21 protein-coding genes are annotated in these 21,740 nt (G+C 50.2%); 12 read left to right on the top strand and 9 right to left on the bottom strand.

Translation table 11 applies throughout. The features are described from left to right. Nucleotides 1-123: 123 nt before the first annotated feature. The 5 genes from ACOI06_RS13345 to ACOI06_RS13325 all read right to left on the bottom strand — a co-directional run bounded on the left by ACOI06_RS13345 (nt 124) and on the right by ACOI06_RS13325 (nt 5,789). On the bottom strand, nt 124-501 hold the full coding sequence (locus tag ACOI06_RS13345; protein ID WP_420663087.1) for a helix-turn-helix transcriptional regulator: 378 nt from the start codon (nt 499-501) through the stop codon (nt 124-126). Between the two features lie 254 nt (nt 502-755). After that, nucleotides 756-1,466, bottom strand: coding sequence for a ribonuclease activity regulator RraA (locus ACOI06_RS13340; protein ID WP_420663091.1), 711 nt, complete (start codon nt 1,464-1,466; stop codon nt 756-758). Between the two features lie 21 nt (nt 1,467-1,487). Beyond that, a complete protein-coding gene (gene araD / locus ACOI06_RS13335; protein WP_420663086.1) occupies nt 1,488-3,224 on the bottom strand; it encodes an L-arabinonate dehydratase in 1,737 nt (578 codons plus the stop codon). 29 nt (nt 3,225-3,253) lie between these two features. After that, nucleotides 3,254-4,828, bottom strand: a complete 1,575-nt coding sequence (locus ACOI06_RS13330) for an ArnT family glycosyltransferase (RefSeq protein ID WP_420663085.1) — start codon at nt 4,826-4,828, stop codon at nt 3,254-3,256. Between the two features lie 112 nt (nt 4,829-4,940). Beyond that, nucleotides 4,941-5,789 (bottom strand): tRNA threonylcarbamoyladenosine dehydratase, encoded by an 849-nt coding sequence (locus ACOI06_RS13325; RefSeq protein ID WP_420663084.1) that lies wholly within the window; start codon nt 5,787-5,789, stop codon nt 4,941-4,943. 127 nt (nt 5,790-5,916) lie between these two features. Between ACOI06_RS13325 and ACOI06_RS13320 the strand changes: the two genes are divergently transcribed. From ACOI06_RS13320 to ACOI06_RS13285, 8 genes are all read left to right on the top strand, one after another. Then, a complete protein-coding gene (locus ACOI06_RS13320; RefSeq protein ID WP_420663083.1) occupies nt 5,917-7,200 on the top strand; it encodes an MFS transporter in 1,284 nt (427 codons plus the stop codon). A gap of 158 nt (nt 7,201-7,358) precedes the next feature. Next, nucleotides 7,359-7,919 carry a gamma-glutamylcyclotransferase gene (locus ACOI06_RS13315; RefSeq protein ID WP_420663090.1) on the top strand — a complete coding sequence of 187 codons (561 nt, stop codon included), beginning with the start codon at nt 7,359-7,361 and terminating at the stop codon, nt 7,917-7,919. A gap of 169 nt (nt 7,920-8,088) precedes the next feature. Continuing rightward, the gene (gene pdxH / locus ACOI06_RS13310; protein ID WP_420663082.1) at nt 8,089-8,721 is read left to right on the top strand and encodes a pyridoxamine 5'-phosphate oxidase; all 633 of its coding nucleotides are present in this window, start codon (nt 8,089-8,091) and stop codon (nt 8,719-8,721) included. Next, the gene (locus tag ACOI06_RS13305) at nt 8,718-9,266 is read left to right on the top strand and encodes a flavin reductase family protein (protein ID WP_420663081.1); all 549 of its coding nucleotides are present in this window, start codon (nt 8,718-8,720) and stop codon (nt 9,264-9,266) included. The genes pdxH and ACOI06_RS13305 overlap by 4 nt, the downstream gene beginning before the upstream one ends. 70 nt (nt 9,267-9,336) lie before the next feature. Then, nucleotides 9,337-10,467 carry an NAD(P)/FAD-dependent oxidoreductase gene (locus tag ACOI06_RS13300; RefSeq protein ID WP_420663080.1) on the top strand — a complete coding sequence of 377 codons (1,131 nt, stop codon included), beginning with the start codon at nt 9,337-9,339 and terminating at the stop codon, nt 10,465-10,467. A gap of 37 nt (nt 10,468-10,504) precedes the next feature. Continuing rightward, nucleotides 10,505-11,359, top strand: a complete 855-nt coding sequence (purU, locus tag ACOI06_RS13295) for a formyltetrahydrofolate deformylase (RefSeq protein WP_420663079.1) — start codon at nt 10,505-10,507, stop codon at nt 11,357-11,359. Between the two features lie 44 nt (nt 11,360-11,403). Then, nucleotides 11,404-12,327, top strand: coding sequence for a helix-turn-helix domain-containing protein (locus tag ACOI06_RS13290; protein ID WP_420663078.1), 924 nt, complete (start codon nt 11,404-11,406; stop codon nt 12,325-12,327). A gap of 109 nt (nt 12,328-12,436) precedes the next feature. Further along, nucleotides 12,437-14,131: an acyl-CoA dehydrogenase family protein gene (locus ACOI06_RS13285; protein ID WP_420663077.1), complete on the top strand. Its 1,695-nt coding sequence runs from the start codon at nt 12,437-12,439 to the stop codon at nt 14,129-14,131. Nucleotides 14,132-14,156: 25 nt separating this feature from the next. Here the strand turns inward: ACOI06_RS13285 and ACOI06_RS13280 are convergent, their stop codons facing one another. Further along, nucleotides 14,157-15,050, bottom strand: coding sequence for a LysR substrate-binding domain-containing protein (locus ACOI06_RS13280; RefSeq protein WP_420663076.1), 894 nt, complete (start codon nt 15,048-15,050; stop codon nt 14,157-14,159). Between the two features lie 153 nt (nt 15,051-15,203). Between ACOI06_RS13280 and ACOI06_RS13275 the strand changes: the two genes are divergently transcribed. From ACOI06_RS13275 to ACOI06_RS13260, 4 genes are all read left to right on the top strand, one after another. Next, on the top strand, nt 15,204-16,886 hold the full coding sequence (locus tag ACOI06_RS13275) for a thiamine pyrophosphate-binding protein (RefSeq protein WP_420663075.1): 1,683 nt from the start codon (nt 15,204-15,206) through the stop codon (nt 16,884-16,886). 45 nt (nt 16,887-16,931) lie between these two features. After that, a complete protein-coding gene (locus tag ACOI06_RS13270; protein WP_420663074.1) occupies nt 16,932-18,122 on the top strand; it encodes an acyl-CoA dehydrogenase in 1,191 nt (396 codons plus the stop codon). Between the two features lie 189 nt (nt 18,123-18,311). Beyond that, the gene (locus ACOI06_RS13265) at nt 18,312-18,557 is read left to right on the top strand and encodes a DUF2776 family protein (RefSeq protein ID WP_420663073.1); all 246 of its coding nucleotides are present in this window, start codon (nt 18,312-18,314) and stop codon (nt 18,555-18,557) included. Continuing rightward, on the top strand, nt 18,554-18,814 hold the full coding sequence (locus tag ACOI06_RS13260; RefSeq protein ID WP_420663072.1) for a DUF2776 family protein: 261 nt from the start codon (nt 18,554-18,556) through the stop codon (nt 18,812-18,814). The genes ACOI06_RS13265 and ACOI06_RS13260 overlap by 4 nt, the downstream gene beginning before the upstream one ends. 77 nt (nt 18,815-18,891) lie before the next feature. Here ACOI06_RS13260 and ACOI06_RS13255 read toward each other — a convergent pair whose 3' ends face one another. From ACOI06_RS13255 to purE, 3 genes are read right to left on the bottom strand one after another with little or no spacing between them, the layout of a single operon-like run. Then, nucleotides 18,892-19,971, bottom strand: a complete 1,080-nt coding sequence (locus tag ACOI06_RS13255; protein ID WP_420663071.1) for an L-threonylcarbamoyladenylate synthase — start codon at nt 19,969-19,971, stop codon at nt 18,892-18,894. Further along, on the bottom strand, nt 19,968-21,149 hold the full coding sequence (locus tag ACOI06_RS13250; protein WP_420663070.1) for a 5-(carboxyamino)imidazole ribonucleotide synthase: 1,182 nt from the start codon (nt 21,147-21,149) through the stop codon (nt 19,968-19,970). The genes ACOI06_RS13255 and ACOI06_RS13250 overlap by 4 nt, the downstream gene beginning before the upstream one ends. A gap of 13 nt (nt 21,150-21,162) precedes the next feature. After that, nucleotides 21,163-21,675 carry a 5-(carboxyamino)imidazole ribonucleotide mutase gene (purE, locus tag ACOI06_RS13245; protein WP_420663069.1) on the bottom strand — a complete coding sequence of 171 codons (513 nt, stop codon included), beginning with the start codon at nt 21,673-21,675 and terminating at the stop codon, nt 21,163-21,165. Nucleotides 21,676-21,740 lie beyond the last annotated feature (65 nt).

Here is a 21,740-nt window from a genome sequence, read left to right as displayed (position 1 = left end):
CTAGCCATCTCTAAGTTCGCCCATTCCACGTGCTCACGACTATAAGTGTCAGTTTTCCAGCCAATAGATATTACCGATTCACCTGAGTAAAGACATTCAGCGTGGAATCAATTCCTTTTCTTCTCATTTGGCGATCCCTCTTTGCGGTCTATGCCTAGCTTCCATGGATTTTCCAATGTGATCTAAATCGGGATTCGCCAAATCAAATAATTGTCGCTCAAAGCCATAGATGACCATCGCCTCGACAAAGAGCCCTAGAGATACGGTAGGCAGGCCCTGCTCTAGCCTGCGCCATGTGTGTCTAGAAACGCCTACTCTTTGTGCGACAGCTTCTTCTGTGTCACGCCTGCGCAGTCTTGCTGTTCTGATATTATTTCCAATTGCAACCAACGCACGCTCTCCTTGAAAGGAAGTTAAGCCATGCCTTGAGGACGTGATTAGAGGATTGCCATCTGGATTAGTTAGCGGATTGTTAACCAAAGTTTTGCAATTGTCATTCATTATAATTGTCCTATACAGATGACATAACTGCAAATGATGTATCACATACAGGACAAACTGAGCAAAACATCATGATATTTAAATTGTATCCATAACAACGCTAAGCACAACAACCACAAAGCTTGCATCTCTGCCGCACCACTCTGTATGCAGACTCTCTACACCAATAGTCGTTCGATCATACTGGGCACAAAAAAATAAGGCCACAGTCATTGTGGCCTTAGGAAATACAGATAAACTTAATCACTAACTAGTCATAGCTGATTGGCTTGTCGCCAAGCTTCAAAATCCTTCAGCGTTTGTTCATCGGTGGGTGGATACAAACCGAGAATCGACTGACCTTTGGCAACCCGCTCCATCACAAAGTCTTCAAAGATGGTCATTTCAATGGCTTCTTCAGCGACCTCATCTGCGATATGGGCTGGAATCACAATCACACCATCAGCATCACCCACCAAAATGTCGCCTGGGAATACCGGGGCATCACCACAACCCACAGGCACATTGATATCAATCGCTTCGTGCAAGGTTAGATTGGTCGGTGCCGACGGACGTTGCTGATAAGCACCAATCCCAATATTGGCAATCTCAGCGCTGTCTCGAAATCCCCCATCAGTGACGACACCTACCACACCCCGTTGAAACAAGCGGCTAATCAGAATGCCACCAGCCGAGGCGGCTCGAGCGTCCTTACGGCTGTCAATCACCATCACAGCACCCGGCGGGCACATTTCAATGGCTTTGCGTTGTGGGTGCTCTCGATCCCGAAACACCTCCAAACCATTGCGATCTTCACGTGCTGGCATATAACGCAAGGTAAAGGCAGGCCCCACCATATTCTCATCATGTTTTGATAAGCGAGTCACGCCTTGGATGAATTGATTTCGTAAACCACGTCGATATAACAGCGTGGCAAGCGTTGCGGTACTCACCCGCATCAGACGGGCTTTTGTTTCTGCATTCATGGTTGTCATCACAAGGACTCCTCAGAAAATATCGGGTTCATCGACTGGACGGCCAAAGCTAGTCTGCAAGAAGTCGAAATCACAGCCTTCATTGGCTTGCTGAATATGTTTGGAGAACATCCAGCCGTAGCCACGCTCATAGCGCTTTTCTGCAGGTTTCCACTGCGCCTGACGCGCTGCGAGCTCTTCATCACTGAGTTCAACTCGTATCGATCGGTTAGGGACATCGACCGTAATCAGATCCCCTGTTTGAATGAGTGCTAGAGGCCCGCCCACATAGGATTCAGGTGAAATGTGCAACACACAGGCTCCATAGCTGGTGCCGCTCATGCGCGCATCGGACAATCTCAACATATCCCGCACACCCTGTTTTAGCAGCTTTTTGGGCATCGGCAACATCCCCCACTCCGGCATGCCTGGGCCACCCAAAGGACCTGCATTTCGCAACACTAGAATATGGTCCGGCGTCACATCAAGATCATCGCTGTCGATCACAGCTTTCATCGACGGATAGTCATCAAACACCAAGGCGGGACCCGTGTGTTGATGCAGGTGCTCTGGACAGGCACTAGGTTTAATCACACAGCCATCGGGTGCGAGGTTACCCCGCAAAACGGCGAGCGCACCTTCAGCATAAATCGGATTATCAAACGGACGAATCACATCATCATCAAAAACCTCAGCGTGCTCAATGTTCTGCCCCAATGACTGGCCATTGACCGTGATGGCATCTAGATGCAAATGATCCTTCAAACGACTCATCAAGCCAGGTAGGCCACCGGCATAGTAAAAGTCCTCCATGAGGTATTTTTCACCGCTAGGTCGCACATTGGCCAACACAGGAATGGTGCGGCTATACCGATCGAAATCATCCAGAGAAATGTCACGTCCTGCACGACGTGCTTGCGCAATCAAATGGATGATGGCATTGGTGGAACAACCCATTGCCATGGCCACCATAATGGCGTTTTCAAAAGCATCGTGTGTTTGGATCTGAGACGGTGTTAAATCTTCCCAAACCATGTCCACAATGCGACGACCAGTCGCAGAGGCCAAACGCAAATGACCGGAATCTGCTGCAGGAATGGATGAGGCTCCTGGCAGTGTCATCCCCAATGTTTCAGCGATCGCAGTCATTGTCGACGCTGTCCCCATCGTCATACAGGTTCCGTAACTGCGAGCAATACCGCCTTCAATCTCTAACCATTGCTGGTCATTAATGAGGCCTGCACGTCGGTCGTCCCAGTATTTCCAGGCATCTGAACCCGATCCAAGCACTTGGCCACGCCAGTTTCCACGCAGCATGGGACCTGCCGGAAAGAAAATCGTGGGTAAGTTCACACTCGTGGCACCCAATAGCAATGCAGGCGTGGTTTTATCACAACCACCCATCAACACCACACCATCGACTGGATGACAGCGAATGAGTTCTTCTGCATCCATGGCGAGCATGTTTCGATACAGCATCGTGGTTGGCTTTACAAACTGTTCTGCAAGCGACAAAGCTGGCAACTCAATCGGCATCCCACCGGCCTGAAGAATGCCACGTTTAATATCCTCGACTCGGTGCTTAAAGTGCGCATGGCAGGGATTGATATCTGACCAGGTGTTGAGAATCCCGATCACGGGTCTACCTTGCCAGTCCTCAGGGGCATAGCCCATCTGCATCGCACGTGAGCGGTGTCCGAAAGAGCGCAAATCATCTGGCTCAAACCAGCGTGCACTGCGTAGTGTTTTTGGGTCCTTTTTCTGATTCAAAGTTGTCTCCTTTTATTTTCCAGTGGATATCATGAGCACCATTGTGTCCGAAAGTCTTCCTCAACGGGTAATTTCCAGAACAATTGACCATTACGCTTTTTAGCAATCGGCTCCAAGTTTGCCAACCACTCACGTCCATTGACCTCGTGAGGCTCACCGGTCAACCAATAGGTTCGATCTCCGCTCTGGCAAAGCAACGGCAGCAATTGTGCAGGCTCAATCAAGGTGCCGCCACCTAGCATCGGTGAGAACTCAGCCGCCTCATGTAATTCATTACGCCAGGTATCACCTGCAGGCAAATGGGACCATGGGAAGATGACCCAAGCAGGATTAGGGTGGCCGGTATAAAACGCCAAATCAAACGGATAAACATCCAAATAAACGAACTGATCCTCAGCTTGAATCTGTGATTTAAAAACAGCCACAGGCTCTTTACTGCTGTGATTGTTGGCAAACATGAACGCGATCAGTGCGATCAAACACATCGCAAATCCAGCCATCGCCGTGATCGCAAACGCTCTGAGATCCCGCTGCGTTCTGCTGCCATGCAAACATGCCACAATCGCTTCTGCAATCAACACGGACAAAGCCGGCACGACTGGCACAGCATAGCCAATTAGCTTAGACGCGGGTAAAGAGAAAAACAGCACAATGATCACAATCCAGATGAGCATCAATCCATGCCAAGCACGATCAAATTGCATCGGTCCACGCTGCCAGATATAACGAATCAGCCAAAGCGTCCAGGGCATACACAAACCGAGAATGACTGGGAAATAAAACCAAAATGGCTGTTGCTGGTTAAACCCTGTTGTCAGATAACGCTCAAAGTGCTGGTAAATAAAGAAATAATGCAAAAAGCCAGGCACTTCAATGGCCATGACGATGAACCAAGGTAACACAACGATCAAAAACGCCACCCAAACCGGCCAATTCAAGAGCACCCGAAAACCCTGATAACGTCGTGTCCACAGCAACCAAAAGAACAAGATTGCACCCGGGAGCACCACACCGATGAGCCCTTTTGCTAAGACCCCAAGAGCTGCCAGTACTCCTGTCAGAATCGCAAAACCCAGCGCACCTTTTTCTTGTTGCGTCTGACGTGAAACCGCCTCTGCACCTGCCAGAATGGTGAGCGTAATCATCGCAGCGACCAACATATCGAGGTTGGCGTACTCGGCTGCTCCAAAGTAATAAAGCGTACTGCTCATCACGATTAACGTGACCAAGCCCGTCTCGGCACCTCGGTGACGGCGCACAAATAAAAACATGGCCATGGCGGTGAGCCATGCGGACAATAACGACGGGAATCGCGCCGCCCATTCATGCGCACCAAACAGATGAAAGCTCAGGTCAGTTAGCCAGTAAAAAAGTGGCGGCTTATGGAAATAAGGCAATCCATTGAGTAACGGTATCCAAGGACTCTCAAAGCGCATCATGTCCCAAGCCACACCGACATAACGACCTTCATCCGGGATATGTAAAGGCCTCATCCAAGCCAGCGCAGCCAACCAGATAAACAACAAAACGCCAATGGCGTAGACAGACCTCGGCCTCAAAGCCCATTGCCATACACCACACATTCTCGAAACCATTCGATCCATCGCTGTCATCTTGTCTTTAACCTTTCCAACACTGAACGATCACGCACTTTGAACGGTTTGTTCTCTTTGCGTTCTCGTCGATCTCAGTCAATTTGTCTGAAATGCTTCTAATTTACAAATCCTGCTTTTGAATGACCTGCTCGATCGCCCAGCCCGCAGCGGCCAGTCCCATCGCTGCGGTCACCGTCACGAGTGAACCATACCCCGCACATGCCAATGGTGCTCCACCCTGCATACCTTGCGCAGGCGTTAAAGAAGGTTGTGATAACCACAACACAGGCACCCCCATCGGTTTGGGCTTAGATGTTCTCTGTCGAGCACTTGGTTTGTGTGAAACTGAAACGGCAGGCGCATAGCCATGATGTTTTCTGAGCTGCTGTCGTAGTCTAGCGAGTAACTTATCATGTGTCGTAATGTTCAGATCCGACACCTGCAAAGTCGTGGTATCTGTTTTACCACCAGCAGCCCCACAAACTAGCAAAGCTTGTGATCGTTCACGCGCCAAACAAACCATAGCCACTTTAGCCGCCATTTGATCAGTGCAATCCAAAACCACATCGGCATGCGCTGGAATCACTGTAGACACGTTTTCAGGGGTCACAAAATCATCGATCAAATCAACCTGACAATGCGGATTAATCTGAGCAATACGATCTGCCATGGCTTGCACTTTGGCCAGCCCCAGCGTGCCATCTAGTGCATGTACTTGTCGATTGATATTTGATTCTGCCACATGGTCTAGATCAATCAATGTCAAATGACCCACCGCACTTCTGGCTAATGCTTCAGCGGCCCAAGAACCCACCCCACCGATACCAGCCACGACTACATGTGAATTTTCCAGACGCGCGAGCGCCAAGTCACCGAGTGCGCGTGCCAAAGATCCAAACCGTCGCTGCGATTGTGATGCATCAATGGAATCAGAAACCTCGGAAGAAGGCATGATGGACAAATCAGACATTTCAAACGGTACTTTTTAGAAAAAATGAGAATAAAGAGGATTTTGACACGACTGTCACTATTTGACTGCACACGACTCGACAAAGTGTCATCTAATAAGCACAATAGCGCAAGAAACACTGAAACTTATGCGTCGTCTCCCACATTTCTCATTGAAGCCTCGTATTCCTGAGGCCGCGCAGCTTTGCGTACTCATGATGATGGTACACATGTGCCTGACGGGTTCGCGTGTCTCGCTGACGCTGAGCGCCATCAAACAACTCCAGATGAATACGCTGGAGGTAGGGATACTGATCGCCTTTTTTGCGCTACTGCCAATGATGCTATCGGTCAAGGCGGGTCGTCTAATTGACGTCATCGGACCGTATAAACCCATGCGCACAGCCGCATTAAGCGCTGGAATCGGCGCGCTTTTGCCTGTGTTTTGGTTGCATTGGAGCACTTTAGGGTTGGCTGCCATCTGTATCGGCGTGGGTCATATGGCGTTTCAAATCTCCACTCAAGGGCAACTCGGGGCGGGCAATGCAAAACAACGCTTGCGCAACTTCTCTTGGTTATCACTCACACTGGCAGTTTCTGGATTTAGTGGCCCACTCATTGCAGGACTGGCCATCGACAATATTGGGTACACCTGGGCATTTGGGCTGCTGGCCTTGTTTCCGCTCACGTCGGCGATGTTCGTAATTCGTATTCGCCAGCGTTTACTCGATGCGCATATTCCCAAGCCAACTACGCAGCAAAAACACAAGGTTGCCGATCTTTTACGAATCATTCCACTACGAAATGCATTAATGGCCAACCTCATGTTGGCAGGCGCTTGGGATACACACCAGTTTCTGATTCCAATTTATGGTGCACAACGTGCTTTAACGGCGACAACCATCGGCACCATTCTCGCCGCCTTTGCTTTAGCCACATTTTTGATTCGAACGGCCTTGCCTTTGATTCAGAAACATTTCCAGCCTTGGACACTGATTCACTTTGCCATGATTACGGCGGGGTTGAACTTCTTTTTGTACCCACTCTTTACGGATGTCTGGGTGCTTGCTTCCATGTCTTTCGTTCTGGGCTTATCATTGGGCTGTACTCAGCCTAGCATTCTGTCCTTATTGCAACAACACGCACCAGAAGGCAGAAAATCAGAAGTCTTTGGTGTACGCATGGCATTAATTAACGGCAGTCAAGTGTCTTTACCACTGGCGTTTGGTGCGTTAGGCTCTTTATTGGGCGTCACACCACTCTTCTGGGCCACCGCTGTGATGGTCACGAGTGGTGCTTGGTTCACGCGACACGCCGGTCGCCATGAAACCAGTCCACCTCAAAGTGAAGTGATCATGGAAAGTAGCACGCCCGATCTGAAATCTACACCAACCAGCCAAACGGTGGCTCCTGAGAACAAAGCGAAGTCATAAAACGCGCCTTGATCCAATTTAAATGAAATCCTCCAACACGATTGAACACTGTGAAACTGACACAAAACTCACCGCTCAACGCACACACTGACTTACTATCGACTGCGCCTAAAGCACAAGATATCCGTTACTTAAGTGACGCAGAAAAGCAGCAATCGATGCTTACAGCCCTGCAACACCGTCAAGCCCATGAAGACATCTGGATTTATGGCTACGGATCGCTCATTTGGAATCCGGAATTCGAATTTGAGGAGCAACGTTTGGGGACATTACGGGGCTATCACCGTTCTTTGTGTTTATGGTCCCGTGTCAATCGTGGCACGCCAGAGCGCCCCGGTCTGGTCTTTGGTTTAGACCGAGGCGGTTCGTGTAAAGGTATGGCATTTAGAGTCGCCGCTCAAAATGTCCCCGAAATGTTTCCTGCCCTTTGGAAACGCGAAATGTCAACGGGCGCGTATCTGCCACGCTGGTTACGTTGTGACACCGATCAGGGCACCATTCAGGCGCTCGCATTTGTGATTGATCGAAGCAACATTGGCTATTTACGCCAACCCGCTGATGAACAGGCTGTTTCAATTATTGAAGGGGCAGCCGGTCGTTATGGCCACTGCGTCGACTATGTCGTACAAACCTATCAGGCCTTACAAAACGCCGGAATACACGATGCCCGTTTACACAGCTTGACGCGACTTCTTCTTAAGAATGACAAAAACTCTTGATAGACATGGGTGGATCGATCTCATTGGCGCAACACGCACTCTTTGTCAGGCAATGGTCTGCCAAAGCGTTATGATCTGAGGGTTGCGTCACATTTTTCTCACGATCACAGCCGTAGACGTCATCAAATCTAGTTCTCAATTTATTTTTCACATTCAAAATCTGATCACTATGTCCGTTGCCAACATTCGACAGAGCTATGAAAAAGGTGAATTGCTCGAAGCACAAGCAAGCACCAATCCATTGGAACAATTCAATCTCTGGCTCAATGAAGCGCTCGAGCAGTCTGTGCCCGAACCCACCGCCATGACGTTATCAACAGTCGGCGCCGATCACCGACCCTCATCACGCACCGTGCTCCTGAAAGGCGTCGAAGAAGATGGTTTTGTGTTTTTTACGAACTATGCATCTCACAAGGGCCAGGAACTCGCTGTCAATCCATGGGCATGTTTACTGTTTTTCTGGCAACCCTTGGAGCGTCAAATTCGGATTGAAGGACAAGTCACCAAAGTCGCTCCAGCCGTGTCCGATGCGTATTACCAGAGCCGTCCTTTAGGTTCACGCTTGGGTGCTTGGGCTTCGAATCAGAGTCAACCCACGGAACTCGACGCTTTACAAGCCCGCCTCAAAGACGTCACCGAGCAATATGGAGACAATCCACCCCGCCCAGAGCACTGGGGTGGCTATCGTCTTGAGCCTACATTGTTTGAGTTCTGGCAAGGCCGTCCCTCACGTTTGCACGATCGCCTGCAGTACACAAAAAATGAGACTGGCATCTGGACAAGGCAGCGTCTGGCACCATGATGAAGACTCAACCTCAAAACTTGCAGACCCTAATCACTTCACACGGAGTCACCGAACAAGCATTTCGCAAAGCGCTCGGTCGGTTTCCCACAGGGGTCACCATCGTGACGGCCCAGACACCCGGGCAACCTCCAGTGGGTCTGACCGTCAGCTCATTTAACTCCGTGTCGCTTGAGCCTCCTCTCATTCTATGGAGTCTGTCGTGTCGATCCTCAAGTAGTTGCGTTTTTACTGAAAGCGAACATTACGTCATTCATGTCTTGTCGTCCGAACAGTTTGATCTAGCCAAACGCTTTTCTCAAGGCACTCAAAGTAGCCGCTTTGAAGGTTTGCCTGTAACGCAAACACCCTCCGGTGTATTGCGTCTGGATTTGGAGTTTGCCGCTTGGTTCGAATGTCGTAACGTCCAACACTTACAACAAGGCGATCATTTGCTGTTCCTTGGTGAGGTTCAACATTGCGCGCATTCCGACGAGCTGCCTCTGATTTATCATGCAGGCGGCTACGACCTCACACCCGCTGGACAAACCTTTGATTGCGAATAGCTGAGAGGTAGGCGTGTTTTCTCAGCTTTTTTGCTCGAACGGTATGACATCTGAAATGGAATCCTAAAAAATGAACACAGACGTTGATTGCATTGTCATTGGCGCGGGCGTAGTCGGTTTAGCCGTTGCTCGGGCCATTGCCCAAACAGGCTTAGAAGTACTCGTTGCTGAACAAGGTGAAGACATCGGTGTTGGTACGAGCTCACGCAACTCTGAAGTCATTCATGCGGGACTTTATTACCCCACCAATAGCCTGAAATCACGCTTGTGTGTTCAAGGTAAAGAACTTTTATACGAATACTGTCAGACTCGCGGCATTCCTCATCAACGGTTAGGCAAGCTGTTGGTCGCCACAGATCAAGAAGAGCTCGCTCTACTCGAAGGTATTCAAGCACAAGCTGCACGCAACGGCGTGCATGATCTGCAACGTTTAAGCCAATCCGAAACCAATGCCTTAGAACCCGCCCTACACTGCACAGGCGCTTTGCTGTCACCTTCAACAGGGATTGTGGACAGTCATGCCCTGATGCTAGCTTATCAAGGTGATGCTGAACAATCGGGTGCACAGTTCGTGTTTCATTGCCCGTACGAGCAAGCCAAGGTGATGACAACGGACCAAGGAGAGACATTCTTTGAAGTGAGCTTTGGCGGCGAAGAACCCATCACACTGACCAGCCGCTGGTTGATTAATGCAGCAGGACTATCCGCGGTGGCCGTGGCCAATGCGATTGAAGGCCTCAATCAAGTCCATGTGCCCAAAGCCTATTTATGTAAAGGCAACTACTACACACTGACTGGTCGTGCACCCTTTAAACATTTGATTTATCCCATTCCCCGTCAAAGCGCGGGCTTGGGTGTGCACCTAACGCTTGACCTCGGTGGTCAGGCCAAATTCGGTCCGGATACAGAATGGATTACCGAAGAGAACTATGACGTGGACTTCGACCGTTGCCAGAGTTTCTATGCCGCGGTACGCCGCTACTGGCCAGGCCTGCAAGACGACACTTTACAGCCCGGTTATGCCGGCATTCGCCCAAAAATTAGCGGCCCCGATGAGCCGGCAGCTGATTTTGTGATTAGCACGCCCAAAGATCACGCCACGCCAGGGCTGATCAATCTGTTTGGGATTGAATCTCCAGGACTGACCGCCTCACTAGCCATCGCACGTGAAGTCGATCAGGTCGTACGAGCCCATCTCTGACCATCGACTTACCCAATTGACTGAACACATTCAAACCATGACGCATAAAGATTTTATTCTGACTCTATCCTGCCCTGATCGTAAAGGGATTGTTCACGATGTGACTGGCACTTTGCTAGCTCACGATGGCAACATTGTCGATGCTCAACAATTTGGCGATGAACAAACAGGTCGTTTTTTTCTGCGTGTCCATTTTCGGACAGCAGAAAATCAAGATCGCAAAGCACTCGAGCACGACTTTACACAATTGGGTCAAAAATTCCAGATGCACTGGCAATTACACGACGCGGCCAAACCGGCTCGATTGCTTATCATGGTAAGTCGCCAAGGTCATTGTTTAAACGATCTTCTGTTTCGCATCAGTAGCGGACAGCTCAACGCCAAAGCAGTTGCGATCGTCTCCAACCACCGTGATTTTGAGAACCTAGCGCATGCGTATGACATCCCGTTTCATTACCTGCCCGTCACACCCGAGACCAAAGCTACACAAGAAGAAGCTTTGCTGTCATTAGTTCAATCACTGGACATTGATCTGGTTGTACTGGCTCGTTATATGCAAATCCTATCCGCACCCTTATGCGAAGCATTGCAAGGTCGTGCCATCAACATTCACCACAGTTTTTTACCCAGCTTTAAAGGAGCTCGCCCCTACTATCAAGCCCATGCGCGCGGCGTGAAGCTTATTGGTGCCACAGCCCATTACGTCACGGCAGATCTAGACGAAGGTCCCATCATCGAGCAAGACATTGAACGGGTCGATCACGCCATGAGTGCACAGGACCTGACACAAGTTGGAAGTGACATCGAATCACTGGTTTTATCGCGTGCGGTCAGAGCGCACATTGAACATCGTGTTTTACTGAATGACTCGAGAACCGTTGTTTTTCGTTGAAATTGGTTTATTCTGAAACTATCCATTCGAAACGATAGAAGAACATGTCGGAATCCAGCAAACTACCCTATGAAACATGGAGCGAGGCGCTGACGCAAGCACGCGTAGAACAGTCGCTAAGCATTGAGGATCTGTCTCGAGAGCTGTTGCTTTCAATTGCACAGCTTCGTGGGATTGAAGCCGGCAATGGCAACGCGTTTCATGGTGATTATTATTATCTGCGAGGTGTTGCCAAATATGCCGATCGACTCAGCGTTGAGCTTGAGCCGTCGGTGCAATCATTTTTAGATGCCAAAGAAGATCGAATCGGACCCAATACCAGCATGACCCAAATGGCACATGTTGCCAGTGGCTCGTTAAGTGCAGCCACCTCGAATTCACTGGGCGTGGCCAGATCCTCTGGTTTTGCCAAGCTTGGGATTCTCATCCTTTTACTTTTAATTATCTTAGGTGTGGTGTATATCGTTTCAGACAAAGACTGGTTCTCTTCAGAGACTGTCTCCGAACTGGTTCAGGATGCACAAGAACTAACTGATTTTTCACCTGAAGCCCCCTCACCTTCCCCATCACTGTCTGAAGAACAATCTCAAACGCTTGTGACAGACGCTGAACCTTTCGATAATTCGGTCATTGAACCTGTGGATCCCGAGTCCATCGTCTCAAATCCCCGAGAAACTGACCAATCTCTGATAAATCTCAATACGCAACGTGATACTCTGGTATTAACTTTTACGGGTGAGTGTTGGGCTGAGGTTCGTCGTCAAAATGGTGATACCACCCAAAAGATCTATCAGAACGGTGATTCTTTGTCCTTGAAAGTTGATGAAATTGGACAAATTGTTTTAGGGAATCTTACCCATGTTCAAGCTAAACTGGATGACAAACCGCTTGACCTCTCCAAGTACACCAGCGGATCCGGTGGCGTTGCACGTTTATCTGGTCAGGCATTATCTGAACAAATCCGTTAACGCGTCCGACCCTGCATCACAACGCTGCAGCACAGCATGACAACGATTACTGGCGTGATCGCATGCGCGATCGCGCCACATTCTCATTAAACAAGAAGGAGTCGCCAACATGGATATCAAAGACCTCGACATCGCATCCTTGCACCCAGTGCCCGATGCGCATGGCATTAACCTATATGAAGCCGATGCCAGCCGCGATGTACTCTCAGCCTACTTGCCCGAGGCGCTCTATCAGCACTTGCAACCTCATCTAAGTCATTTAGGTCAGATGGCCGGTGGTTATCTCGATGATTTAGCTAGTGTTGCCGATAAAAATCCGCCCACCTTGTCCATCCGCACACGAGCCGGTATCGATGAAAACCGCATCAACAAACACCCTGATTACGTGGAACTTGAGCGCTGGGCTTACAGTAAGCTTGGACTTGCCGCCATGTCTCATCGTGGTGGTGTTCTGGGCTGGCCAGAACCCATGCCACCTGCCGCCAAGTACGCCCTAACTTATTTGTTTGTGCAGGCCGAATTTGGTTTGTGCTGCCCAGTCAGCATGACCGACTCTTTGGCTCGCACATTGAGAAAGTTTGGTGACCCCGCTCTGGTCGAAAAAGTACTCCCCATGGTGACCACGCAAGATTTTGATGAACTGCATCAAGGTGCCATGTTTATGACCGAACAAGGCGCAGGCTCTGATGTGAGCGCCACCGATACAACGGCACAATTGCACCCCGACGGCCACTGGATTTTGCATGGTGATAAGTGGTTCTGCTCAAACCCTGACGCAGGTTTTGCCATGGTCTTGGCACGTTCTGAAGAAACACCCGGACTCAAAGGCATTTCTCTATTCTTGTTGCCGCGCACGCTCGATGATGGTTCGCACAACCACTATCGCATTTTGCGTCTCAAAGACAAACTAGGCACACGTTCCATGGCCAGTGGTGAGATTCGTCTGGAAGGCGCGCAAGCTTGGTTGGTCGGCGAACGTGGCCAAGGCTTCAAACACATGTCAGACATGATCAATAACTCACGTTTGTCTAATGGTGTGCGTGCCGCAGGCTTGATGCGTCGTGCATTAACCGAAGCCCTATACGTCTCTAAAAACCGACTCGCTTTCAATCGACGTTTGATTGATCTACCACTGATGCAGCGTCAATTACTCAAACTAGCTGTTTGGACTGAACAGGCTCGTACAATGGTCTTTCAGACTGCCAGAGCATTGGAAGCCTTTGATCGCGATGAAGCTGGCCGTCCATTAGCCCGCATCATGACCCCTTTAATCAAGTTCCGTGCTTGTCGTGATGCACGTAAGGTCACTGGCGACGCCATGGAAGTCCGAGGCGGTTGTGGTTATATCGAAGAGTGGTCGGATCCAAGAATCTTGCGTGATGCGCACTTGGGCTCTATCTGGGAAGGCACTAGTAATATTGTGGCGCTCGACGTGATTCGTGCCATCCGACGCGAAAAATCCCTACCCGCTCTGCGTCAGTTGGTCGATGATTTATTGCGCGAAGGCACGCCTGTGCGTGCTGAACTGGCTGAACTGCAACAGTCGCGTATTGATGCTGCGTTTGCTGTGGCTGAAAAAGCCGGTGAAGAGAACGATGACATCATGGCTCGCCAAGTCGGTACTGCACTTTACAACGTGGTCACTATGGCCGGTATGCGTTGGGAAGCGGCTAAAACGCAATCTGAAATGCGCACACGTTTGGCAGACTACGTCTTACTGCATCGCTTAAGTGCCCGTGATCCACTCACTGCCCAAGATCAGGCGGATGCAGAACTGTTGAACTGGTTGGCACAAGGCGTATAAATTCAGCCTGAGAAGACCTGAAAACTCAGGTCTTTCTCTGCTGCGTTTTAACGGTTTCAATTAACCAAGCTTCAAACGCCCGCAGTGAATCAGACGGTTCACTGTGGGCCGGATACCCAAAGTAGTAACTCTCTGGCACGGGTAAAGTCACATCAGACGTTAAGACCAACTCCCCCCGATCAAGTGCGTCCTGCGCTAAAAATCGCGGCACTAAGCCAACACCCAAGCCTGCCTTGGCGCCCGCCAAAACCATCGTGAAGACTTCATAACGAGGGCCTGCTTCCACTTGCGGCTGATACTCAAGGCCTGCTTGCGCATACCAATCGCGCCAGGCACTTTGTCTGGAATTCAAATGCAAATGGGTAAGCTTGGCTGGCATCTGTTCTGCCGGCTTTAAAAAAGGCGCGCAGACTGGTAACAGCGCCTCCTCATCAAATAAACAGACCCCGACTGTGCCAGGCCAGAAAGCCCGGCTGTGGTAAATCGCCGCATCAAAAGGATGGTCCCCAAACTGAAAAGGCAAAGTTCTGAGTGACAAACTCACCGAGACTGAGGAATGGTGGCGCTGAAAGTCTGGCAAACGTGGAATTAACCAATGAGCGGCCAGTGTCGGTAAGACAGCCAGATGTAAGCGACTCCCTAGTTCTGCTTCACTCATCAAACTGAACGTGTCTTTACTAATTTGCTCCAGATGCTGGCGAATCCGGGTGGCATATTGTTCGCCTTGCTCAGTCAATGTGATGCGTCGTCTGACTCGGACAAAGAGCGCAACACCTAAGCGCTGCTCTAACGAACTCACTTGTCGGTGCACTGCACTGTGCGTCAACGACAACTCATCGGCAGCACGAGAAAAGCTGCCTAAGCGAGCCGTCGCCTCAAAAGCCTGTAATGCACCAAGATTGGGGATGCCTTTTCTCAATGATCGTCCTTAAAATGACAGCTTGAACCAATATTTTTGAATTATCTTGAATTCATAGCACAACATTGTGCAATTTTATCAATTGCAATGTGCGGTACATGAACATATCCTATGATGTGTCCTATCCACCAAAACAATAGTGAGACAAAAACTATGAATTCAGCAACTACGCAGGCCCGCACTGGCGGACAACTCATCGTTGATCAGCTGGTCGCGCAAGGCGTCGATCATGTGTTCTGTGTACCCGGTGAAAGCTATCTTGCCGTACTTGATGCGCTCGTTGATGTCAATGTTGAAGTAACCGTGTGTCGTCAAGAAGGTGGTGCCGCCATGATGGCAGATGCCTACGGCAAACTCACATCACGCCCAGGCATTTGTATGGTGACTCGCGGCCCAGGTGCTTCAAACGCACTCGCCGGTGTGCACATTGCTCAACAAGATTCCACTCCCATGATTTTGTTGGTCGGTCAAATCGATCGCAGCATGCGTGAGCGTGAAGCGTTCCAAGAAATGGACTACCGTGCAGTGTTTGGTTCTGCCGCGAAATGGGCCACAGAAATCGATGATGTCGCACGCATCCCTGAGATCATGTCGCGTGCATTTTATGTCGCCACATCTGGTCGCCCTGGTCCCGTCGTGATCGCATTGCCTGAAGACATGCTGACTCAGACCGCAGAGGTTATGGATGCACCACGCGTCAACCCCGTTGACACCGCGCCCGCCGTGGGTCAAATGGAAGATCTCGCCAGACGTCTGGCCGATGCTAAATCGCCGATTGCCATACTAGGCGGAACACGCTGGAGCGAGCAGGCTTGCCAGCAATTCGCTGATTTTGCGCAGCGCTTTCAATTGCCAGTAACCGTTGCATTCCGCAATCAGATGCTGTTCCCACACGATCATCCGTGCTACATCGGTGATCTGGGTATCGGTGGCAATCCCGATTTACTCAAAGCGATCGACGATTCCGATCTGATCTTGTTGGTTGGTGATCGCCTGTCTGAAATTCCAAGTCAGTCATACACACTCATTGACATCCCTGTGCCCAAACAAGCGCTGGTGCATGTACATCCAGATTCAAACGAACTCGGTCGTGTCTATGTGCCTTCTCTAGCCATCAACACCTCACCCAGTGCATTTGCAGCTCAACTCAGTTCGCTGGCTGCCCCTTCAAAAATGCCTTGGGCACAAAACACAGAACGTTTGCACGACAGTTATCTGGCTTGGCGCGACACTAGCCGCATCAACCCACCCGGTGCTTTGCAAATGAATCACGTCATGGCGTATTTGAATGACAATCTGGCACCTGAAACCGTGATCACCAATGGTGCGGGTAACTACGCAACGTGGATTCACCGCTTCTACCGATTTAACCGTTACGGCACACAGCTCGCACCCACTTCAGGCTCCATGGGTTATGGCTTGCCTGCGGCTGTCGGTGCCAAGCGCGCATTCCCAGACCGCCCTGTCGTGTGTTTGGCCGGTGACGGTTGCTTCATGATGCATGGCCAGGAATTTGCCACAGCGGTTCAGTACAACCTGCCACTCATTGTGTTAGTGGTCGATAATGGTATGTACGGCACCATTCGTATGCACCAAGAGAAATTCTATCCAGGACGTGTCTCGGCCACGGATCTACAAAACCCCGATTTTGCGGCATATGCGCAAGCATTCGGTGGTTACGGTGAACGCGTCGAACGCACGGAAGACTTTGCGGGTGCTTTTGAGCGTGCACAAGCCAGCGGCAAGCCAGCTATTTTGCATCTCATTGTCGATCCACAGGCTATTACCCCAACTGCGACCATCGAACAACTTCGTGCTGCAGCCCAAAAATCATAAATATCCACCAAGTTTTTACACATTGAAAGAGGAGTTTTAAATATCATGACTCGCGTATCATTCAACTGGGAAGATCCCTTTCTCTTAGAGGCTCAACTGACGGAAGAAGAGCGCATGGTTGCCGATGCGGCACGTGCTTATTGCCAAGAAAAATTGATGCCTCGTGTGCTCGAAGCATTTCGCCACGAAAAAATGGACACTTCAATTTTTCGGGAAATGGGTGAGCTTGGTCTGCTTGGCCCCACTATCTCAACCGAATACGGTGGTTCTGGCCTGAACTCCGTTTGCTATGGTTTGATTGCCCGTGAAGTTGAACGTGTAGACTCTGGTTACCGCTCCATGATGAGTGTGCAATCTTCATTGGTTATGGTTCCTATCGAAGAGTTTGGTAGCGACGCTCAAAAAGAGAAATACCTGCCCAAGCTCGCTAGTGGCGAATGGATTGGTTGTTTTGGTTTGACAGAGCCCAACCATGGTTCTGATCCTGGCGGCATGGAAACTCGTGCCACTAAAACCGCATCTGGCTACACCTTGACCGGTAACAAAATGTGGATTACCAACTCCCCCGTTGCCGACGTCTTTGTCGTGTGGGCCAAATGTGTGGGCGGTGATCACGACGGTGAGATTCGCGGTTTCATCCTAGATAAAGGCATGAAAGGTTTGTCCGCACCTGAAATTCACGGCAAGGTCGGTCTTCGTACATCCGTCACGGGTGAAATCGTCATGGACGAGGTTGAAGTCAGCGACGAACAAATGTTGCCTGGTGTGTCCGGTCTGCGTGGCCCATTCACTTGCTTGAACTCCGCACGTTTTGGGATTGCTTGGGGTGCTTTAGGTGCTGCTGAATTCTGCTGGCACACAGCGCGTCAGTACACACTCGATCGCAAACAGTTTGGTCGCCCATTGGCTGCGAACCAGCTGATCCAGAAAAAACTGGCAGACATGCAAACAGAAATCGCCTTAGGTCTGCAAGGTTGTCTGCGTCTGGGCCGCATGAAAGACGAAGGCATCGCCGCCGTCGAAATCACCTCCATCCTCAAGCGCAACTCTTGCGGTAAATCACTGGACATCGCCCGTTTGGCTCGTGACATGCTGGGTGGTAACGGGATTTCTGATGAGTTCGGTATCGCCCGTCACTTGGTGAACCTTGAAGTCGTCAACACCTATGAAGGCACACACGACGTTCACGCATTGATCTTGGGTCGTGCTCAGACTGGCATTCAGGCTTTCTTCTAAACCTGATTCACTGATTGACCATATCGACCGCAGCACTTCAACATGCTGCGGTCGATTTCTTTTTGTGCACCATACACACCTACAATCTTCTTTATCCAATCCGGATAACAGCCATATCCCCACCTTCTAACTAAATTAAATTTACTGTTTGATTCGTTCTAGTCTCTAAACAATCTTCAAACAAGTAAAGTGTCTGTAGTATCTGGTCATGTGCTGATTTCATTGACAGCCATTTGTATTGCACTCTTCACCACCGCGTCTTCCATCATTCAGCAGATCATTGGCTCATTTAATCGATTTCTGATGTTCTTCTGGCCTGCACTCGGTTATCTGGCAGCAATTGTGACCGTATTCTGGGGTTTTGATCTTCTGAGTGCTTCTAACACGGCCGATCATTTCGTAGCAGGCCATGTGGTCCTTGGCGTAGGCATATGATTTGCTATAGCATCTCATCCAAAGTGTGGCTCTTGGCCATGATCTGGCGCAGGACCTGTACGCTGTCCGATCGCATCCCACTCATTCCAGTTTTCACCTGCTTGTTCTGCCTGTTTACAGCTGGTTTCCTGATGGATATGCTGCTTGAGGATCCGGTCTATTTCATTCCATCCAGAGTGCTGATCGGTTTGGGTGCGGTGTGTTTTACGCTGTTTTCAATTGTATCGATTCTCGAAGCCGGTGCCGCCAAAAGCTAAATACACCAAATAGTGGTCGTGAACAACTCACGGCCACTTAAACTTTAATTCAGATGGTTTAGACTTGATTTGATAACTCAGATTGATTGCTCTGTCTCGAATGCTGCGCCTGCACGTTGCAAACGATCCCGAATCGCCAACCAATCTTCAGTCGCCGGGACATTCGCCCAGTAAATTGTCGTCATCTGTAATGCATCCAGAGCCCGTAATTGCGCATACAACACCTGTGCATAGGCTTGAGGATGGTTAGGCATGGCAAAGCACTGAACTCGGGATTGAGATCCCAGCACAGCCTGTAAATGCTCACACTCGACGGCACTAGCAACCACAGCCAATTGACCGGCACCATATTGTTTTAACCAATCCTCTATCGCTTGGGGCAATGCTTGTGCATCCCACAATCGCATGGGTGTGCGCGGTGCGTAATGCGCTTTAACTGAGCCTGGCACACGGGGGGCCTGCGCATCCTGACCTAAGACAGGTTGACCCAACACTTCTTCAATGACTGCTCTACCTAGACTACCTGGGCGCAACAAAGCGGGTGACCCACCCTGATCCATACGTGACAAATCTACAATCGTCGATTCAATCCCAAACTCAGAATCACCGCCCGCTAAGATGGGCATACCTGCAGCAACCAACTCGGCAAACTCTTGCTCTACATGAGCAGCTTGAGTCGGTGAGACTTGCCCATAGCGGTTCGCAGACGGGGCAGCAATCCCTACTGCACGCACGTTCTCAGCACCTCGCACTTGAATAAGTTGCTCAGAAAATTCAGTCAGTAACGCTTGCGCCACTGGATGAGAGGGACAACGCACACCGATGGTCGACTGCCCACCACTGACTTGCGAAGGGACCCAATCCGCTTTAGGTAAAATTAAGGTCAGGGGGCCTGGCCAAAAAGCGTCCATTAACACCTGTGCGGACTCAGAGACTTCACTGACCCAAACGCTGGCAGCCTGCGCATCGGCGACATGCACAATCACGGGATGATCGCTGGGCCGACCCTTGGCAGCAAAGATCTTGGCGACCGCCTCTGGATTGCTGGCATCTGCGCCCAGTCCGTACACGGTCTCTGTAGCAAACGCCACCAATTCACCACGAACCAAGGTTTCAGCGGCTGATTGAATCTGTGCAGGAGTCGCCCACGTGGTCATACAAACACAGCCTTTTCTGGAAGCGACAAGGTTTCGACAACCACATTGGCAATGCGTACCGCCTCTTTAAAGTCTGGGGCTGTGATGTTGATATGACCCATTTTACGACCCACCCGGGCCTCGGTTTTTCCATACAGATGGAGTGCGACCCCAGGTAGCGCCAAAATCTTCGACCAATCTGGCTCTTGATTCTGATCACCAGATTCGCCAACCCAGACCTCACCCAACAAATTCAGCATCACGGCCGCAGCCAATAATCTAGGATCACCTAAGGGCAATCCAGCCATCACACGTGCCTGTTGTTCAAACTGGCTCGTGACACACGCATTCTGTGTGAAGTGACCACTGTTATGAGGTCTAGGGGCAATTTCATTCACCACCATGCTGCCGTCTTGCAGCACAAAAAACTCGACACAAAGCACGCCGTGGTAATTCATCTGCTGTGCAATCTGACAAGCCCAATCACGAGCTTGATGTGTCTGTTCATTTTGTTGACCATCAACATGCGTGACCGCCAAAATACCATCATGATGCACATTGCGCGCGGCGTCAAAAACAGCAATCTGACTGTCTAAACCACGTGCCAACACAATCGAAATCTCGTGATCCAATGGCAAGCGGCTTTCTAAAACACAGGGGCGCTCTCCCATTTCAGAAAAAGCTTGGCGCGCTTGTGCCAGATCCTGAATACGGTGCTGACCTTTACCGTCATAACCCATTCGACTTAACTTGAGAATGCCGTCAGCCAAGAGCTCGGGTGCCGCCTTCGACAAATCATCCAGTGACTCAATCACTGCATAAGGTGCCACTGGAATGCCCAGTGAGCGAATATAGGCTTTTTCTGTGGCCCGATCCTGTACGGTGTCTAAAGCATTGGCGGCCGGTGCCACGCGTGTGTGACGCGCCAAACGTTCAAAGCTTTGTGCCGAAACGTTTTCAAATTCGGTTGTGACAGCCACGCACCGTTGTGCCATGGCATCCAGTGCATCGGCATTGTCATACGGCTGATTGATCACATCATCAGCTAACTGGCATGCTGGCGCATGCACATCAGGCTCCAAAACCAATACCTTAAAGCCCATGGCCTGAGCAGACTGACAAAACATGCGGCCTAGTTGTCCACCACCGACCACACCTAACCACTGATCAAAACCGATCCTTGAGTTTTTGTTTTTCATGATAGTTGTGCACTCAAGATAAAGTCATTGCGCGAGCAGCTGCAGTCTGACGCTCACGAAATGCCGTGAGCTTTTCTTTTAGCGCTGCATCAGTTGTTGCTAAGGTTGCCACAACATGTAACGCCGCATTCACAGCCCCAGCCTCACCAATCGCAAATGTTGCGACCGGTACACCTTTAGGCATCTGTAAAATTGAATAAAGCGAATCTTGACCCTGCAAATGACGAGTCGGAATGGGCACACCAAACACCGGAACGGGTGTCAATGAGGCCACCATACCGGGCAAATGGGCAGCACCCCCTGCACCGGCAATAATGCCTCGTAGCCCGCGTGCATCGGCCTGACTGGCGTAGTCCACCATGTCATTGGGCATGCGATGCGCAGAAACCACTTGTGCTTCAAACGGCACACCGAATTCAGTCAGAATTTCGGCGGCTAATTTCATCACCGGCCAATCGCTTGAAGAGCCCATGATAATGCCAACTACCGGTTGACTGGCTGATTGCTGCTGAAGATCAGAAGACATGTCTGTATAAATCCTGACTTGAAGTTTGTTGGAGGTGCGTAGATGTTTAAAGCGGACAAAAGGCT

This window comes from Orrella sp. 11846, from assembly GCF_048820935.1.
In the GTDB taxonomy this organism is placed as follows: domain Bacteria; phylum Pseudomonadota; class Gammaproteobacteria; order Burkholderiales; family Burkholderiaceae_B; genus Algicoccus.
Note: the sequence above shows the minus strand (reverse complement) of the source record. Positions and strands in the feature narration are given on the sequence as shown.

Bases quoted from the DNA above. Each gene is read 5' to 3' on its own strand.
- ACOI06_RS13345 (WP_420663087.1), bottom strand. From the start codon at position 501: ATGAATGACAATTGCAAAACTTTGGTTAACAATCCGCTAACTAATCCA.
- ACOI06_RS13340 (WP_420663091.1), bottom strand. From the start codon at position 1,466: ATGAATGCAGAAACAAAAGCCCGTCTGATGCGGGTGAGTACCGCAACG.
- ACOI06_RS13330 (WP_420663085.1), bottom strand. From the start codon at position 4,828: ATGGATCGAATGGTTTCGAGAATGTGTGGTGTATGGCAATGGGCTTTG.
- ACOI06_RS13325 (WP_420663084.1), bottom strand. From the start codon at position 5,789: ATGTCTGATTTGTCCATCATGCCTTCTTCCGAGGTTTCTGATTCCATT.
- ACOI06_RS13320 (WP_420663083.1), top strand. From the start codon at position 5,917: ATGCGTCGTCTCCCACATTTCTCATTGAAGCCTCGTATTCCTGAGGCC.
- ACOI06_RS13315 (WP_420663090.1), top strand. From the start codon at position 7,359: ATGCTTACAGCCCTGCAACACCGTCAAGCCCATGAAGACATCTGGATT.
- pdxH (WP_420663082.1), top strand. From the start codon at position 8,089: ATGTCCGTTGCCAACATTCGACAGAGCTATGAAAAAGGTGAATTGCTC.
- ACOI06_RS13305 (WP_420663081.1), top strand. From the start codon at position 8,718: ATGATGAAGACTCAACCTCAAAACTTGCAGACCCTAATCACTTCACAC.
- ACOI06_RS13300 (WP_420663080.1), top strand. From the start codon at position 9,337: ATGAACACAGACGTTGATTGCATTGTCATTGGCGCGGGCGTAGTCGGT.
- purU (WP_420663079.1), top strand. From the start codon at position 10,505: ATGACGCATAAAGATTTTATTCTGACTCTATCCTGCCCTGATCGTAAA.
- ACOI06_RS13290 (WP_420663078.1), top strand. From the start codon at position 11,404: ATGTCGGAATCCAGCAAACTACCCTATGAAACATGGAGCGAGGCGCTG.
- ACOI06_RS13285 (WP_420663077.1), top strand. From the start codon at position 12,437: ATGGATATCAAAGACCTCGACATCGCATCCTTGCACCCAGTGCCCGAT.
- ACOI06_RS13275 (WP_420663075.1), top strand. From the start codon at position 15,204: ATGAATTCAGCAACTACGCAGGCCCGCACTGGCGGACAACTCATCGTT.
- ACOI06_RS13270 (WP_420663074.1), top strand. From the start codon at position 16,932: ATGACTCGCGTATCATTCAACTGGGAAGATCCCTTTCTCTTAGAGGCT.
- ACOI06_RS13260 (WP_420663072.1), top strand. From the start codon at position 18,554: ATGATTTGCTATAGCATCTCATCCAAAGTGTGGCTCTTGGCCATGATC.
- ACOI06_RS13255 (WP_420663071.1), bottom strand. From the start codon at position 19,971: ATGACCACGTGGGCGACTCCTGCACAGATTCAATCAGCCGCTGAAACC.
- ACOI06_RS13250 (WP_420663070.1), bottom strand. From the start codon at position 21,149: ATGAAAAACAAAAACTCAAGGATCGGTTTTGATCAGTGGTTAGGTGTG.
- purE (WP_420663069.1), bottom strand. From the start codon at position 21,675: ATGTCTTCTGATCTTCAGCAGCAATCAGCCAGTCAACCGGTAGTTGGC.